Source organism: Waterburya agarophytonicola KI4 (assembly GCF_020640915.1).
GTDB classification, from domain to species: Bacteria; Cyanobacteriota; Cyanobacteriia; order Cyanobacteriales; family Xenococcaceae; genus Waterburya; species Waterburya agarophytonicola.
The window spans coordinates 14,403-28,210 of sequence record NZ_JADWDC010000034.1 but is presented as its reverse complement, the minus strand read 5'-3'; the positions used below and the strand labels follow the sequence as shown (position 1 = coordinate 28,210).

The 13,808-nt window shown below is 42.9% G+C and carries 19 protein-coding genes; 12 read left to right on the top strand and 7 right to left on the bottom strand.

From position 1 onward, the window contains the following. Positions 1-6 precede the first annotated feature (6 nt). On the top strand, positions 7-192 hold the full coding sequence (locus tag I4641_RS13825; RefSeq protein ID WP_229641124.1) for a hypothetical protein: 186 nt from the start codon (positions 7-9) through the stop codon (positions 190-192). Here the strand turns inward: I4641_RS13825 and I4641_RS13820 are convergent. Both I4641_RS13820 and I4641_RS13815 read right to left on the bottom strand, forming a co-directional pair. Further along, the gene (locus tag I4641_RS13820) at positions 187-498 is read right to left on the bottom strand and encodes a helix-turn-helix domain-containing protein (protein ID WP_229641123.1); all 312 of its coding nucleotides are present in this window, start codon (positions 496-498) and stop codon (positions 187-189) included. The genes I4641_RS13825 and I4641_RS13820 overlap by 6 nt on opposite strands. Before the next feature lie 184 nt (positions 499-682). Further along, positions 683-979: a hypothetical protein gene (locus I4641_RS13815; protein ID WP_229641122.1), complete on the bottom strand. Its 297-nt coding sequence runs from the start codon at positions 977-979 to the stop codon at positions 683-685. Positions 980-1,305: 326 nt separating this feature from the next. Here I4641_RS13815 and I4641_RS13810 point away from each other — a divergent pair, with 326 nt between their 5' ends. The 3 genes from I4641_RS13810 (at position 1,306) to I4641_RS13800 (ending at position 2,139) form a co-directional block, all read left to right on the top strand. Further along, entirely contained in the window at positions 1,306-1,593 is a 288-nt protein-coding gene (locus tag I4641_RS13810; RefSeq protein WP_229641121.1) for a type II toxin-antitoxin system Phd/YefM family antitoxin, read from the top strand. Continuing rightward, on the top strand, positions 1,577-1,744 hold the full coding sequence (locus I4641_RS13805) for a type II toxin-antitoxin system RelE/ParE family toxin (protein WP_229641120.1): 168 nt from the start codon (positions 1,577-1,579) through the stop codon (positions 1,742-1,744). Before I4641_RS13810 ends, I4641_RS13805 begins: the two co-directional genes overlap by 17 nt. Positions 1,745-1,848: 104 nt before the next feature. Continuing rightward, positions 1,849-2,139 (top strand): helix-turn-helix domain-containing protein, encoded by a 291-nt coding sequence (locus tag I4641_RS13800; protein WP_229641119.1) that lies wholly within the window; start codon positions 1,849-1,851, stop codon positions 2,137-2,139. Between the two features lie 85 nt (positions 2,140-2,224). Here I4641_RS13800 and I4641_RS13795 read toward each other — a convergent pair whose 3' ends face one another. From I4641_RS13795 to I4641_RS13780, 4 genes are all read right to left on the bottom strand, one after another. Next, positions 2,225-2,575, bottom strand: coding sequence for a hypothetical protein (locus I4641_RS13795; protein WP_229641118.1), 351 nt, complete (start codon positions 2,573-2,575; stop codon positions 2,225-2,227). Positions 2,576-2,605: 30 nt separating this feature from the next. Then, entirely contained in the window at positions 2,606-2,881 is a 276-nt protein-coding gene (locus I4641_RS24170) for a DUF6876 family protein (RefSeq protein ID WP_369426791.1), read from the bottom strand. Positions 2,882-3,012: 131 nt separating this feature from the next. Next, positions 3,013-3,417, bottom strand: a complete 405-nt coding sequence (locus I4641_RS13785) for a DUF6876 family protein (RefSeq protein ID WP_229641116.1) — start codon at positions 3,415-3,417, stop codon at positions 3,013-3,015. Positions 3,418-3,433: 16 nt separating this feature from the next. Continuing rightward, on the bottom strand, positions 3,434-3,817 hold the full coding sequence (locus I4641_RS13780; RefSeq protein WP_229641115.1) for a hypothetical protein: 384 nt from the start codon (positions 3,815-3,817) through the stop codon (positions 3,434-3,436). Between the two features lie 193 nt (positions 3,818-4,010). Between I4641_RS13780 and mobF the strand changes: the two genes are divergently transcribed. Together mobF and I4641_RS13770 are read left to right on the top strand one after the other, a co-directional pair. Beyond that, a complete protein-coding gene (gene mobF, locus I4641_RS13775) occupies positions 4,011-5,792 on the top strand; it encodes a MobF family relaxase (RefSeq protein ID WP_229641114.1) in 1,782 nt (593 codons plus the stop codon). A gap of 183 nt (positions 5,793-5,975) precedes the next feature. Beyond that, complete coding sequence (locus tag I4641_RS13770; protein ID WP_229641113.1) at positions 5,976-6,953, top strand: hypothetical protein; 978 nt, start codon at positions 5,976-5,978, stop codon at positions 6,951-6,953. Positions 6,954-7,000: 47 nt separating this feature from the next. Here the strand turns inward: I4641_RS13770 and I4641_RS13765 are convergent, their stop codons facing one another. Next, positions 7,001-7,837, bottom strand: a complete 837-nt coding sequence (locus I4641_RS13765) for a hypothetical protein (RefSeq protein ID WP_229641112.1) — start codon at positions 7,835-7,837, stop codon at positions 7,001-7,003. A gap of 163 nt (positions 7,838-8,000) precedes the next feature. Between I4641_RS13765 and I4641_RS13760 the strand changes: the two genes are divergently transcribed. The 6 genes from I4641_RS13760 (at position 8,001) to I4641_RS13735 (ending at position 13,789) form a co-directional block, all read left to right on the top strand. Next, positions 8,001-8,693 carry a hypothetical protein gene (locus I4641_RS13760; RefSeq protein ID WP_229641111.1) on the top strand — a complete coding sequence of 231 codons (693 nt, stop codon included), beginning with the start codon at positions 8,001-8,003 and terminating at the stop codon, positions 8,691-8,693. A 682-nt stretch (positions 8,694-9,375) separates the two neighbouring features. After that, positions 9,376-10,182 carry a hypothetical protein gene (locus tag I4641_RS13755; protein ID WP_229641110.1) on the top strand — a complete coding sequence of 269 codons (807 nt, stop codon included), beginning with the start codon at positions 9,376-9,378 and terminating at the stop codon, positions 10,180-10,182. A gap of 154 nt (positions 10,183-10,336) precedes the next feature. Then, a complete protein-coding gene (locus tag I4641_RS13750) occupies positions 10,337-10,984 on the top strand; it encodes a hypothetical protein (protein WP_229641109.1) in 648 nt (215 codons plus the stop codon). Between the two features lie 83 nt (positions 10,985-11,067). Continuing rightward, positions 11,068-12,780 carry a type IV secretory system conjugative DNA transfer family protein gene (locus tag I4641_RS13745; RefSeq protein WP_229641108.1) on the top strand — a complete coding sequence of 571 codons (1,713 nt, stop codon included), beginning with the start codon at positions 11,068-11,070 and terminating at the stop codon, positions 12,778-12,780. Between the two features lie 28 nt (positions 12,781-12,808). Next, complete coding sequence (locus tag I4641_RS13740) at positions 12,809-13,129, top strand: hypothetical protein (RefSeq protein ID WP_229641107.1); 321 nt, start codon at positions 12,809-12,811, stop codon at positions 13,127-13,129. A 24-nt stretch (positions 13,130-13,153) separates the two neighbouring features. Next, on the top strand, positions 13,154-13,789 hold the full coding sequence (locus I4641_RS13735) for a hypothetical protein (protein ID WP_229641106.1): 636 nt from the start codon (positions 13,154-13,156) through the stop codon (positions 13,787-13,789). Positions 13,790-13,808 lie beyond the last annotated feature (19 nt).

Here is a 13,808-nt window from a genome sequence, read left to right as displayed (position 1 = left end):
GCGACTATGAGGCGAAACACAATGCCTACTAGAGATTACCATTCCTATTTAATCAAGCGATTGGGCGATCCAGAATATACGGTCATGTATTTAAAGGCTGCTTTAGCTGAGACGTTAGCCGATGGTGACTGGTCATCGTTCTTACAAGCACTAAAAAATGTGGTCGAAGCAAAGAGTTCAGAACTGTCATGAACCAACGACTGGAACTAAATCTATTTTTACCTCTCTATTTAGAGCCTTAGCTACGCGAATCAACATAGAGAGCGAATTCCCTTCATAATCTGCATCTTCTAATTGAGATATCTCCGACTCAGTAGTGTTGAGCATCTTAGCTAGCTCCTTCTGACTAAGACCAGATTCAGTACGGGCATCGTAGATTAACTGGGCTATATGCAGATTTGCTTTTACCTGTTCGTACAATTCTCGCAGTTCGGCATCGTCACCAATCATGCGATCGAGGATTTCCATGCCGTCAGAAGTGCGTTTTCTAGTCATCATCTTTATGAATAAGTGTTAAGCATTTGGTTCGGCAAAACAGAACGTGAAAAGGTCAAAAGTCCTCTCAGCCCTTATATTTGAGCCATCACAGGGGCGAAAGAAAAATTTAGGTGTTTAAATAAGGGGACTGAAGAGATGCCTCTCCTTAGAACAACAGATCATAGCTCACAGGCTATTCTCTCTACTACCAACGGTCTGGGTACATACTTTCTCTACTCATCGCTTCGTCACTTAGAACAGGGATACCCCGATCCTTATGACTGTCTAGCCATTGATGGAATTCAACTAACCATTCTTCATAGTTCAATTCCTTTCCATGAGGATCTGCACCTGTCTGATTTGGTGCGAGATGCTCTAAAAGCTTCAACAGGTAAGGTTTTACTTCTCCTGGTGAACGAGAAGTAATTCTCGATAATGCTTCAATTGTCTGCTCGATCTCTTGTTCGTTATGGCTTAACCAATCCTGTGAAATTTTGCTCATGAGGACTATCTCAACAATGAGAATTTTGAGTACTTAACCGCTACATCTATTACTATCGTTTAGTTGCAGGAAATACCAACCGTTTTTTGTCTGGTTTCTGTAAAGAAGTATTAAGCTCTTCGCATCAAAACACTGCTCATGAAAGCAGCAAAAGTTCTCTCAGCCCCTATATTTGCGCCACCAGAAGCCCGAAAGAAAATTTCAGTTGTAGAAAAAATAAAGCAACGTGATTTCGACGAACTAGAGTCTTCCCTGAAGAATTTGATTGACTCAACCTATCATTATGAGAACATGATATTAACTGTCAATATCATGTTGGGCTGGCTATGGTTGATATACGTAACATTCACTCGCTCTCGGACTTTCAACGCAATACCAAAGACTACATCTCTCAGCTTGAAAGCACACATCAGCCCGTTGTACTTACCGTTAATGGCAAGGCTGCGTTGGTAATTCAAGATGCGGAATCGTACCAACAGCTATTAGACGAATTGGAACTATCACGCTCTGCACGCGCTATCTCCAAAGGGATAGAGGAGTTTTCTCAAGGCAAAGGAGTAGATGCCAGAGAGGGATTAAACAAGCTGCGATCAAAGCATGACATACCAGATTAGTATCTCCCCATCAGCACTTAAAGATATTGAAAATATCTATGAGTGGATCAAGGTTGATGCTCCTCACCACGCAACTGTATGGTTCAATGGACTTTTTGACGTTATCGATTCCCTAGAGTCAATGCCTCCCTTGGGAATACCAAACTATTGATAATAGTGATGACACTACCTTTTCAGGGTAAATAAGAGTCCGAAAAACATTTATCGAATGAACGGTTAATGATATTCTACCTTCTCAAAACTAAGTATTAGGAAATGACTGATTTTCAGGGCTTCCAAATACTTTCTATAAGAGGAGAAGAAGAGAGTATGGAATTCATACGTAAAATCCGTAAGGATAACGGAATGACTTATCACGATATGAAGAGAAGAATGGGTATCAAAAACGTAAATAGCTACGTCCAATTTGAGAAGTCCAAACTGGCTCTAAATGCTGATAAGATGATTCGTTTGTGGCGTTTTTCTGGGCTTTCAGCCAAAGCTTTTATGACACTCATAGAAGAAGAGGTAAAAAGCAAAGAAAAGCTAAATAGAAGGGCTAAGTAATAGGAAAGATTTTAGACAGATTCACCCTTCCAGGGTGCATTATTACTACAACAATTATTGACTCGAAAGTCAATGGCTTTCCTAACTATTTTAAGACCGCATCAACAACGCTAAAGATAATAATTAACCCTATGGCAATTAGGGCAAATTTGAAGAGGTAGTTCTCAGCGTCCATCTCATTAATTAGTATTCTTGATTCGAGCGATCGCAATCTACTATCAACCTCTTTGGTTTCTCTTCTTTCTTCTCTTCCTCTTCTAACCCTCATATCTAGCAGGGCGATCGACTTCTTAATCTCCTCCAGAGTCTCAAATATTGTGGTTTCTTTTCGCGTTAAATTGCAGCAGTCATGTATATGATCGACGGCTGCTTCGTGCGTGCTTTCTATACAGTCAATTTCTTCAGCTTCGGGAATTCTAGGGAACGGGCTTTCCATTCGTTTCTCTCCTTATTCTTAACTGTGCCATTACGGCAGGTCGCAGTACTGAAAAACCTTACAGTTTTTTTCAGTTACGCACCGAAATTCTACAACGAGGAATCGGATGCTCTTAAACGGAAAACTGACCCACTCGAATCTCTGTGTACATACTGCCTCCTCATCATCGTGCGATCTTACTTCCAGCACTGCGGACTCATCTTCAGCTATATCAAAATCCCAAATCTGAAACTTTTTCAGCTTCGGATTTCTCCAGATCTTTGGATGTAGCTGGTGGCTTGCGATCGCTTCAAATACCCAAAACATATCTTGATCAATAGCTATGAACCTGGCTCGATTGCTCATCACAAACTTAGGAAAAAGGTGCGGTTGTGGTCGAAAGAAGCCCACCGTTTTAAGAAGCTCTTCTAAATCAATCATTGTCATCACTCCCTCAATTAATGCTCCGACGGTAGATAGCAGACCTTTACAATTCGATCCTTCTTCTCCACCTCAATCACTGTCGGGGCTACGTACAGCAGCAGGCTCTTAAGTGGAAACGTGGTGTGTCCTATTCCCTGGGTGTAAACCACCCGATCCTCGTCCCATTCCACCGACAACATCGCAGACTTATTCTCTGCCACTTCTAGCCTCCAAAACTGCAAATCTTTTAGCTCTCTATGGTTTTTAATCTTCGGATGTAGCTGAAGACTGGCGATCGCATCGAACAACCAAAACGCTTCCGCCTTTTCAGCCACGTACCGCGCCCCGTCGGTCAACAGGAACTTAGGAAAAAGTAACGGCTGCGGTCGAAAGTACCCCGTCGTTCCCATAAACTGCCTAAGATCCTCTTCTAAACTCATATTCATCTCCTATCGTTTATTGTGGAGCGTGAGTTGCCCACAGCTTTTCACACAGTCGATCGCTTCGCTTTACTCGACTATGCAAAAAACTATGGACAACCCCCGCGAGCTTTCCCCAGTCTGCTCCCCTACTAAGCCCACTTTTTAGGGTGGGCGGGGGGAGGTCACAGCCAGGGGAAAGCTCTTTTTTTCCCTGCGGGGCGGGTTGTAGCACTACAGCCATGCACGCATTTCTGTAGTACACGCGCATAGGCTGCATACCCCCCATGCACGCCCTCCGATCGCAGAGGCGAAAAAGCCCGAAAGCTTTTCCCTCTGCGCCCCTTATTACCCGAAAGACGCTACGCTCTAACCTTTCGGGTAATGCTTCTGAAAAAGGCTGAAAGCCTTTTACTCTCACTGTCCTCGAAAATCCTAGAATTTTCTCACACGGTCGATTTCTTTCGACATCCCTCCTACGGTGGTGTGTCGAAAGAAATCACACATATTCACCAAGGTGATATAATCAGGAAAAACACCCCCCAAATCACCGTATATCGCGCTGTAGCATTGTTCATCAGCCATGCACGGGAAAAAGAAGCTCTTAAAAGAAAATGGTCTGTTCTGTTGCCAAAATTAGCGGTGAGCGCGGTCGTTACTATCTCAACCATTATTATAATGAGGAGCTAGGCGAACAGGGATGGTTCGCTGGTTCTGGTACAGAACATTTTGGAGTTGAAAATGACTCCATAGAACATAAGGACTATCGGCTGGAAAACTTGCTGGACGGAAAGAGTCCAGATGGCACAGAAAGACTTAAGCTGGGAGGCGATACCGAGCGAATCTATAAAGATAGATTGACGGGGCAGCCCAAAGCCTACAAAAAACTCAGTGGCTTTGACTTCTGTTTATCCGATCCAAAAAGCCTAAGCGTTTTAGACCATCTCGCCAATAATGGCGAGGTCAGTAACGAAATTGAGAGATGCCGAGATGTAGCGCAACAGGCAGCTATGGACTACATCAGCGACTTTTGCCAGATCCGCAAAAAGACCTACGACGAGCAGGGCAAAGAAGTCTACACCTACCGTAAGGCAGCCCCAATATTCGCCTGTTTCCAGCATCACCTATCCCGTGAGCTTGACCCACAATGCCACCGTCATCTGCTGCTAATGTCGGGGGCTATTGGCTTAGACGACCCCAGTATTAAAGGCTCTTTAGATACACGGGAGTTCTTCAAAATGAGGTACACCGTAGGCATGATCTACCTCAACACCCTGCGTCATGAACTAGAAACTGGAAAGCTTAAGCTCAAAACCTTTGATATTCCTTTTAAGGAAGAAAAAGGGAAATCCTTCGGGATACATGGCGTTCCTCCTGGTCTTTGTCGTGAGCTGTCCAAAAGGAGTCAGCAGGTAGAAGCTGAACTCGAAAAGAACCCTGAAATGACAGGGGCGCAGGTTCAGTCAGCAGTATTAAAGACTCGCAAGAAAAAACAAAAATTTGTTGATATGTCCCCAGTTCAGGAGGACTGGGAAGAAAAAGGTAGAAAACACGGGTTTAAGCTCTCCAAAATATGTCCAGCACTCGTTAAGAAGCCCTCAAAGGTAATTGACCTTAAGAGTAAGCTCGAAGAGAGACAGAAGAAGGCTCAAGACATCAAGCACCATGCAGCAATGGCACGCAGTCTGAGAGAAAAAGAAGATGTAACTTTTCATCAGGTAATGACAGCAAGTGTTACCGTTGGTGGATCTAAGCTCTCATCGGCAAAAGCAAAAGAGTACGCCGATAGATTCGTATCCAAGTACACCAACACTAGAAAAGGCGGTGGCAAATATGGGTCGAGCGATCGCCACAGTCTCAGGCATGAAGCCTATACCCTACCTGAAAGCTCCCTGACCATGACGGAGAAGACCGCCCACGCTGCCAGGGTATTGATACACTGGCAGCAGGGAAACAGGATAGATGTCCTGAACCAACGACGTGCTGGAGCTGATAAACGAGCCGAGAAGTTCGAGCGCAGGGCTTTAGGGCTGTTTCTAATGGGCAGAATTGGACGGGTTCAGTATCTTGCTTGTAAAGCCAAGTCGCCTTATGAGGGTAAGGAGTTCAAGCTGGAGGTTTACCATGCCCTGCACCTGATTAGTAAGGCTCAGAAAAACCGCCTGATGAAGATGGCGGAAAAGCGTGCCTCTACTCCCTATATTGTTAGAGAAGCCCTGAAGGAGAAGCGAATCAGTCAGCACATGGCAAATATCCTGATACGGCAAGACCGAGATAAGGTTCTCAAGGAGAAGGAAAAAGAAGCCAAAGAGAAGGAACTCAAAGCCAACCAGAGGAAAGAGCGCAGCCAGCAGAGGATTGAAAAAGTGCGAAGCTTTGGGGGATTGGGCAGATAACACCACAGTAGGTGATTTTCTCCCTTTCGGCAAAATTCTAGTCAAGTGTCTAGGAATTCACTAGAACTCTAATGTCGGGGAATTAATAGGGAATTAGTTTGATAACTACTCGATCGCGAACGAGCTTTGCCATATACAATGACACTAAGCATACTATATTAGCCACTTTCTCTACTATGTGTCATGTATGACAACAGAACCATCATTCAGGGCGTAGATCCCTGGCAATCGGAAGACCTCATCGCATTTTTGAGAGATGGGGGACAGCTTGACGATAAAGAAATACTCATCACGGATCGACAGTGGAAAACGTATGAAGGTGATTATGATTCACTCAAAATTGGACGGAAAAATAGTAGGCTTAAATTTAATGTACCTCTTCCCAAAAAGCAGGAAGTAGTAGACGCTCTTCGATTTATTTCTGGGGAATCATCTCAAGCACCAAAACTGGGAACTATACGTTTTATTTATTTGATAGCGTATAAAATCTACAGCCCTCTAGTTCCTACTGCTGTAATTCTGAGAGAGAGCCTAAGAAAAGAGTTTTTGAAAGTGCAATTAAGAACCCCAGATGTATGTGTGAAAAACCTTTTGAGCTGTCACCAAAAAATTGACTCTGAGTATAAGCATACTATTCTCTTCAATGATCCATCAATGATTCTGTGGATCAATCAATTCCGCAATAAGTTGATAAAGTACGAACGTATCATTCTTATGCTTCCCTGCATTTGGAGCGATCGCAAGCTAAGAAAACAATCAGAAGACTGGCGACAAGGCTCAATCGAAGAACTTGAAAATACATACTACGAGATCTATACCGAGGCTATAAAATTTGCAATCAACTGCTCTCTTACTGGCTATGAAGGACATATATTAATTCGCTGGAGCAATAGTATTTTTAGCTCACTCAAAAACGTTGGAGGATATGTAAATCCTCATGATTGTTCAATACCATATTCGATGAGCATTATTAATGACTCTCGAAACGCACTTTTCTCTGACGATTACGAAGATAGATCATACGGGCTGATGACAAATAAAGTTGAAGATGTTCATCTTCTCATACGCCAATGTCTTGGCTCTGAAAGTTTTAGGACTCACCCTAAAATACAGCAGATCATAAAAGAGCTAGATTCGCAAGTTCCACAAATACTAAATTAGCTTCTTAGTAAGCTAAGAACAATAAATATTCTTAGCTTAACGAGTTACTAACCCTTATCAATTGGAGAATCAGTAGTTGGATCTATTTTTTTCTCTATTCCATCCAAAGATGATATTTTCTCAGGACTATAGCGTGCATAAAGAAATCTCAAACTACCAGAACATAATAAAACCAATGCTGAATCACAGGTAGAGTCGAGAACTCTTTCCATCAAGGAAATAGCTTCTCTACAAGAATTGAAAAATGTAGTGTTTAAAACGACTACTAAGGCAGGATAGTTAAGGTCATCGAATATATCGAAAAACATTTTCCTAATTTCCTCTCTACTATCCTGACCTTTCAGCCCCATCACAGCAGCACCTATCCTATTGAATACTGGACTGTCTTCATCTCTTCGTGAAAGATTAACCTTGGCAGTCGCTAAACGTTTTACTATCTCCCTACGCATTTCCTGACTAACTCTTTTATCTTTCCTCATCTCCTTGAGGATGAAATATGAGTTTGGATCTGAAGAGGGCATATATTCCCCCGTTGGATAGTAATTCAAGATTCTGTCTACGTACTCCTCAATTAGCTTCTCAGCTCTATCTGGATCGAATAACATTTCACTACAACCTCTTTCGTATAAAGAGGCTGTAGGATACGACAGCGACATTTTTATAGAAACATCATCAGTGCTAGATACTCTAGGGTTCTGATATGCTGATGTATTTTCAGTATCTTGTTTTATGAGATGATCGATTACTGAACTCAAATTAGAGGTTTTGGATGACGATCTACTATTGCCGAAACCAAAACGCTGTCCAGGGTTGTTGGTATCTTGAAATTGAGAAGAGTTATAGCGATCGCTACTCATAGGGGTTTTCCTCTTATAGAGGCTCATTTTGACACGACAAACTTACAATCTCATCAAAGACGCTTAATAGCTGGACAGGCTAAAGCGACCGCTTGCTATATTTCCCTTAAAAGTTAAGAGATATAGATAGTGAGACTAAAATATTGTATTGTTCATTTTATTGTAGTCCATAGCTATGGACTATTAACCAATGAACAAAAACAAATCTTCCTCATCTATTCTTGAGACTCTTAAGGCTGCCTCAGACATCACCGATCCAGGTTACGGTCGCTGGGCTTACGAATTATGGGAGAGTCATAACGAAAACTACTTTGATGGAAAGCTCGAACCAGGAGCAATCCATTGGGGTTGTCCACCAGCAGGGCATTCAGCAAACTACGACTTCACCCGCAACATAATAACATTTTCAACTCTTATGTGGTTGAGAACTATCGATGGTAAAGCTATCTCAGTAGGAGACTATAGGCGAAGAATCAAAGATAAAGCTGCATTCAGCGACTATCTCCTTCACGAAATGATTCATCAAGCTATTCATCAGCGACACGGTAAAGACGGCGAATCGTATACGATTAAAACCAAAATCGCTCAAGGACAAGTTGCTAGGTTATACCAACAAGAAGAATACGATGTAGTAAAGATACATAAGTGTAAAGCTTGGTATGACGAGGTTAATCGACTCAATAGTGCCAAATTCTTGAATGTAGCACCTGGTAAAATAGCTAAAGATCCAAATAGCAACTATGAAAATGCTATGAGTTATGATGAACTGATTAGGTTTCCCTATATCTTTAGAGATTACTTCATCAAAAAAGTAAATGCAAAGGGGAAAAGAGAAACTAATAAAGGCAGGAAAAAACAAAAATATAATTTCTTCCCTGACTAACTTCTAGAGTCGGAATTACCTCGTTACAATCCTCAATAAATCTGTTTTTTCCTCAGTATATGGCTTTGCCCTATATTTCTCTTCAGAGGATAAACGGACATCTTCAAAAGCTCAGATTTTGAGTGGGATACTAGCAATGTGGTTACGCAAAGAAGCAAATAACTCTGAGTAGTGTCCAGGTACTCGGTCGGTTAATTACTTTCTCCGCGATAACGACAACCTAACCTGGGAAACACTTACCGCATACATTCACAGCTCTAGCACGGCATAACGAATGTATGCACCACGTTTCCCAGATATTCAAATTAGCTACCTTCAAAAGAAGGCATTCGTAACCATGATATCTCTTTTACCACAGAATATTCCACTCTGTAGCAAGCCGAAAACGAGAAGTTACTGCTGCGATCTTAATCCTAAATGTTGTCTTCAGATTCAACTCACCCGAAGTCAAGTTGAGAAGATACATCGAATTAACCCCAGAATGACTTCCGAAAAATGGGTTGAGTTGGCGATCGCGGAACGTCTACCCAAATTCAGAGAGGCGAGTTAACAACTTCTCGCTTCATCATCATCAACAACAAATGAGTCTTCATCTTCAGTCAAATGATGGAGACTTTCTTCCTCTGCCGTTTTGAACTTCTAAACCGCAGGAAAATCAAACACTAACTCACCAACAATACCTATGAAGACTATACACTTCGCCAGGGCTAGAAAAATGCCCTTTGGCGAGACAGATCGCTGTGCCACAAATTCCAGTCGCAAGTCTGCAAAGCAAAAAGCCAGAGAGAAAAAGCAACCAAAGTTATTGGCTATTGCTACATCAGCTTTATACCTTGTTCTGCACACTCCCCCAGCGATCGCAGGAGAAAACCAGCCAGGAAATATCAAGCCCACAAAAAAATCGTACAAAACAATGGTGGCGCAGTTCAATAGCATCCTGAGCTATGACGGCAGCCTCAAAGGTTATGACCGCGTACCAGTGCCAGAGATTGACTTTCTAATTGCTAATCCCAATGGCGAGCGCACACCCAAATGTGGCGAGTATGAAATGCGTATCTTGTACTCTGGCTACTGCCCCCATTCTGATGAAATTTTCCTTACTCCTAAAAAGATCAACGATCAGGGCTATAACGACCATTACGCCACTCAAGCCATCACTGGTACTAATATCTTATCCGCCTACATTGTAGCCAGAGAGGTAGCCGATCATGCTGTCTCTACTTTGGGCTTTGAATTTGAAAACTCAGTACACAAAAGCCTGATGCTTGATTGCTATTCGGGTGAAATTCTTGGATCTGTCTACTCCTCCCCTGCTGAGACGGTAGCCAATGACATGAGCAGATTTATGAATTTAGGACTTGAGAAACATTCAGGAGGCGACCCAAATCTAACCGCTATTAAACGGGCAGCCTTTCAGTTTGGCTTTAACCCTTCTAACTCCTGCCTAAGTTACACGCCTCCTGGTTCTACTGGGAGTGCTTCTGACTAAATTCCGTGTTTAATCTATCAATCCAAAAATCATGTTTTTTTCTTTATGGTCGCTTTTAGGTTACACCGCTGGCTATGTGGTGCTGATGCCAATAGTCCCGTTCATACTGGGTGGTATCTTTGCTGGTCTAGAACTCATCCCAGAAGCATCGCTGATGCTTCTAGGAGCTGACTCAGCAGGTGGTGATGGTAATTACATTATCATCATGCTTTATTCCATCGTGGCTGTACTCTTCTTCTTAGATAGTCTCCATATCCTCTTTCAAGCTATCAACCGCATCAAAAGCCAACAAAGAACGTTTCTCACTAACACTGCGCCTTATGCCAACAAGAAGGGAATTAAACGAATGGAGGCTGCTGTTAGTGGGACTAAACTTCTCCTACCATTTAACGCTCTGTGGACAATTGGACTGCCTACATTAATTCTTTTGAGTCTAGCTTCCATCTGTCTTGCTACTTTCTTCTCTGGGTTTTTCGCTCATAGTGTAGCCTATGGCGTTACAACGTTTGTCTTTTACGTTGTGATGTCGCACGCCCTCGGTAGTGGCGGTGTCTTAGGGGCAATGGTGAACCAGTTTGAAAAAGATATCCAAGCCATCGCCCGTAACTATACTTTAGCTGAAGCTAAGGAACAAAATATCGCTCTAACCCGTATGGCTCAGGAGGAGAAACAAGAGCGACATCAACAAATGTTAGCAGATAAACATCGTCGCGAGATGGCGCAAAAACGCGATCGCGCCAGAAGACGAAATGCTACTGCCAGCTCGATTATCCAGAAGATTCTTGGTCTGTTCAGAGAGTAGCCTTTGAGGTTCGCTCTTTGAGTAAATAACCTATTCGGGACTCCACTACTATTACTAACTTATGTGGAGACGATTAAGGAGTTATGACACCTAGAAGACGTGACCCTTTCAACCCAGATTTTGATGATTTGGAGTATCGAATAGGCTCTCTCAAAGCGACCGAACAATTCTATGATGACTACGAAAAACAGACCGAATTTGAACGCCAGAATCGGCTCGAACTCTATCCCAGTAGCAGAGGTATCCCTAATCTAATCGTCGGCGGTAAAACTGTCCCCATCGACCGCTTTCCTTGTCACATTGGAATTCAAGGCATATCCAGGAGCGGAAAATCACACTTAATGAATATTTTTATCAAGAGTGTGTTTGAAGCCTACACAGCCGAAATCTACGATAGCAAAAATATTATTATCCTCGATAGTAAGGGCGATTACCTCTCTTGGACTCGCCCTCTAGCTGCCGAAAATGATATCGAATACCGAGTAATTAAGTTTGGCTACCCCGATTCCTACTGTATTGATATTGCAGCGTTGGTCGGAGACGATCCAACCCTGATGATGAATTTGGCTAAGACTCTTCTGCCTACGCCCAAAGATGCTCAACCCTTTTGGGCGTTGATGGGTCAGGGATTGATAGTTTGCACTATTCAAGCCTTGGTCAAAAAGTATGGCGATTGCTGGGGCTTCCATGACCTCTATGACACGGCTTTAGCCTCTTTAGATACCTTCTTTAAGATCGTACAAACTACTCCTGAAGGCGAATCATTTATTTCTCGCTTTCTCAGTGATAAAAGTAGCGACAACGTAAAAACAGGGGTGCTGGCTGAGTGTTCTAGCACAATTCAAGAACTGCGCCCTGCTGCGGATCTACAGCGTAAAACTCCTAAAACTCGTTGGCTATCAGCTAGAGCGATTGTCGAGGACGGTATTGATACCTGCACTATTATTTCTTCTACTCCCAATAGAAGCAAAGCACTGCGCCCCCTAGTTCACTTTCTGTTTGAAAGCATAACCGAAACTATCTCAGGACTTCCCGACCAATGCCCCAAGTATATTTCAGTTGTAATTGATGAACTTCCCTTCTGGCATAGGCTTCCAGGTCTTGTAACACAATTGCAATTTAATCCCAGTCGTGGGGTTAGAGCCATCATTAGCTGGCAGGACTACGGCAACATCAAACACTATTACGGTGCAGACATGGCAGAAGCAATTTCAGCAAATTTAGCGGTCAAAATCTTCCTAAATACCGATAGTCCAACTTCTGCTAAGTGGGCAATCGATACTCTAGGTACAAGGTCAATCATCGAACAAAATGTGTCTTACTCATCATCTGGAATCAACATCTCTAGAAGTCGTCAATATCGTCCCCCTTTTACCACTGGTGACATAGTTGACCTCTCTATAGCGGATGCAAACGATGGCATTTACTACCTCATGAAAACTCCCACCAACTTTAACGGCATTACTGCTAATCGGATGGATGCTCGTACTGTGGACAAACTGAGACCACGCGAAGGCGGTAAGAGCGGTGGGTTCTTGGGTAAATTATTCGGCGGTAGCAAGAGCGATTGCACTCTTAGTCTACCTTCAGCCGATACTAAGCCAATTGACGAACAGGAGCGTTATCTGGCTGTCAGAGGAATGGTTAACCTACTTGGCAACCTCAATGACGACAAAGCTTACCAAGACTACATGAGCGTATGTACCGATGGCGTGGACAAGTTCATGGCTGATAAGGTTTGGCAATCCATGCAGGATTCAGTTGAGATTCTGACTCGCCGAATACTCAAGAAATAATCTCCACTCAATGCACATATCTAAAACTATGGATTATTCAAAACTTGATTGTTCTAGCAAAAGAGATATGTGCGAGATGGCTGGCAATATTGCTCGCAGTACCGCCATTCGCACATTTGAAGCTATCGGTATCAGCACCAGCAAAACAACCTACAGCGAAAAAGAGGTCGCTGCCTTTTTATGGGCTAGATTCCTTTTTGACCAAGGATTCACCTCAAAACAGGTAGCCCAGGCGTTTGAGAACAAGGATACCCATATCGTCGTAACTGATGAGACTAGTAACGAGGACATTAGCTTAGACCATTTTCTCTCCTGCTTTGAAGACGACGATCTCAGCATCAGCAACTAAAAATTCCCCTATTAATAAAAGGCAATGAACGAACCAAATAAGACTTACTCGATCGATGATATCAAAGAGGTGCTAGAAGCCAAGGATAAGCGCACCATTAATAAGCATATTGATGCTGCTGGCTGCTCCATCAAAGAATCCTATTCTGAGTCAGAGGTGGCTTGGATTCGAGAAGTTCAAAGCATTAAGCGAGAACAACATAACATCTCTTATCCCGATATTAAGATTGAAATTGAGCGCAGAAAAGCTGAGGTGCAGAAGCAGAGACTGCTTGGGGGAAGCCCAGGCTCGTCTACGCAGACATCTAATAGTGATACTGATGGCGGTTCATCTTCGGCTAATTCGGCAGTTCCCGTTCAGCCCCCAGTTGATACTAATTTCGTTGGTGGATTGGTTGAGAACATATTCCAAGAGCAGATAACTGCTCATACTGTCAGGTGCGTTCTTCAACTACCAAGCATGATGAACCAAGCCTTTAAAGACTCGTTGCCAGAGTTACAGGCTGCTGCTGACATCGCGCTTCAACAGAATCGAGAGAGATTAGAACCGATGAAAAAAATAGAGGTAGTAGAAACGGAGCAAAATCTAATCGAAGGTAAAACAGTTGAGGTTGATAATAACTCCAGCGACGACAACGAGGAAGAGGAAGACCAGAATTAAGCAAACTTTGGCTTGAGGT

What these genes read in the sequence shown, in the direction of transcription:
- I4641_RS13815 (WP_229641122.1), bottom strand. Translation starts at nt 979, where the DNA reads ATGAGCAAAATTTCACAGGATTGGTTAAGCCATAACGAACAAGAGATC.
- I4641_RS13770 (WP_229641113.1), top strand. Translation starts at nt 5,976, where the DNA reads ATGTATGACAACAGAACCATCATTCAGGGCGTAGATCCCTGGCAATCG.
- I4641_RS13825 (WP_229641124.1), top strand. Translation starts at nt 7, where the DNA reads ATGAGGCGAAACACAATGCCTACTAGAGATTACCATTCCTATTTAATC.
- I4641_RS13760 (WP_229641111.1), top strand. Translation starts at nt 8,001, where the DNA reads ATGAACAAAAACAAATCTTCCTCATCTATTCTTGAGACTCTTAAGGCT.
- I4641_RS13750 (WP_229641109.1), top strand. Translation starts at nt 10,337, where the DNA reads ATGCTTCTAGGAGCTGACTCAGCAGGTGGTGATGGTAATTACATTATC.
- I4641_RS13755 (WP_229641110.1), top strand. Translation starts at nt 9,376, where the DNA reads ATGAAGACTATACACTTCGCCAGGGCTAGAAAAATGCCCTTTGGCGAG.
- mobF (WP_229641114.1), top strand. Translation starts at nt 4,011, where the DNA reads ATGGTCTGTTCTGTTGCCAAAATTAGCGGTGAGCGCGGTCGTTACTAT.
- I4641_RS13800 (WP_229641119.1), top strand. Translation starts at nt 1,849, where the DNA reads ATGACTGATTTTCAGGGCTTCCAAATACTTTCTATAAGAGGAGAAGAA.
- I4641_RS13810 (WP_229641121.1), top strand. Translation starts at nt 1,306, where the DNA reads ATGGTTGATATACGTAACATTCACTCGCTCTCGGACTTTCAACGCAAT.
- I4641_RS13820 (WP_229641123.1), bottom strand. Translation starts at nt 498, where the DNA reads ATGATGACTAGAAAACGCACTTCTGACGGCATGGAAATCCTCGATCGC.
- I4641_RS13785 (WP_229641116.1), bottom strand. Translation starts at nt 3,417, where the DNA reads ATGAGTTTAGAAGAGGATCTTAGGCAGTTTATGGGAACGACGGGGTAC.
- I4641_RS13740 (WP_229641107.1), top strand. Translation starts at nt 12,809, where the DNA reads ATGGATTATTCAAAACTTGATTGTTCTAGCAAAAGAGATATGTGCGAG.
- I4641_RS13765 (WP_229641112.1), bottom strand. Translation starts at nt 7,837, where the DNA reads ATGAGCCTCTATAAGAGGAAAACCCCTATGAGTAGCGATCGCTATAAC.
- I4641_RS13745 (WP_229641108.1), top strand. Translation starts at nt 11,068, where the DNA reads ATGACACCTAGAAGACGTGACCCTTTCAACCCAGATTTTGATGATTTG.
- I4641_RS13795 (WP_229641118.1), bottom strand. Translation starts at nt 2,575, where the DNA reads ATGGAAAGCCCGTTCCCTAGAATTCCCGAAGCTGAAGAAATTGACTGT.
- I4641_RS24170 (WP_369426791.1), bottom strand. Translation starts at nt 2,881, where the DNA reads ATGTTTTGGGTATTTGAAGCGATCGCAAGCCACCAGCTACATCCAAAG.
- I4641_RS13735 (WP_229641106.1), top strand. Translation starts at nt 13,154, where the DNA reads ATGAACGAACCAAATAAGACTTACTCGATCGATGATATCAAAGAGGTG.
- I4641_RS13805 (WP_229641120.1), top strand. Translation starts at nt 1,577, where the DNA reads ATGACATACCAGATTAGTATCTCCCCATCAGCACTTAAAGATATTGAA.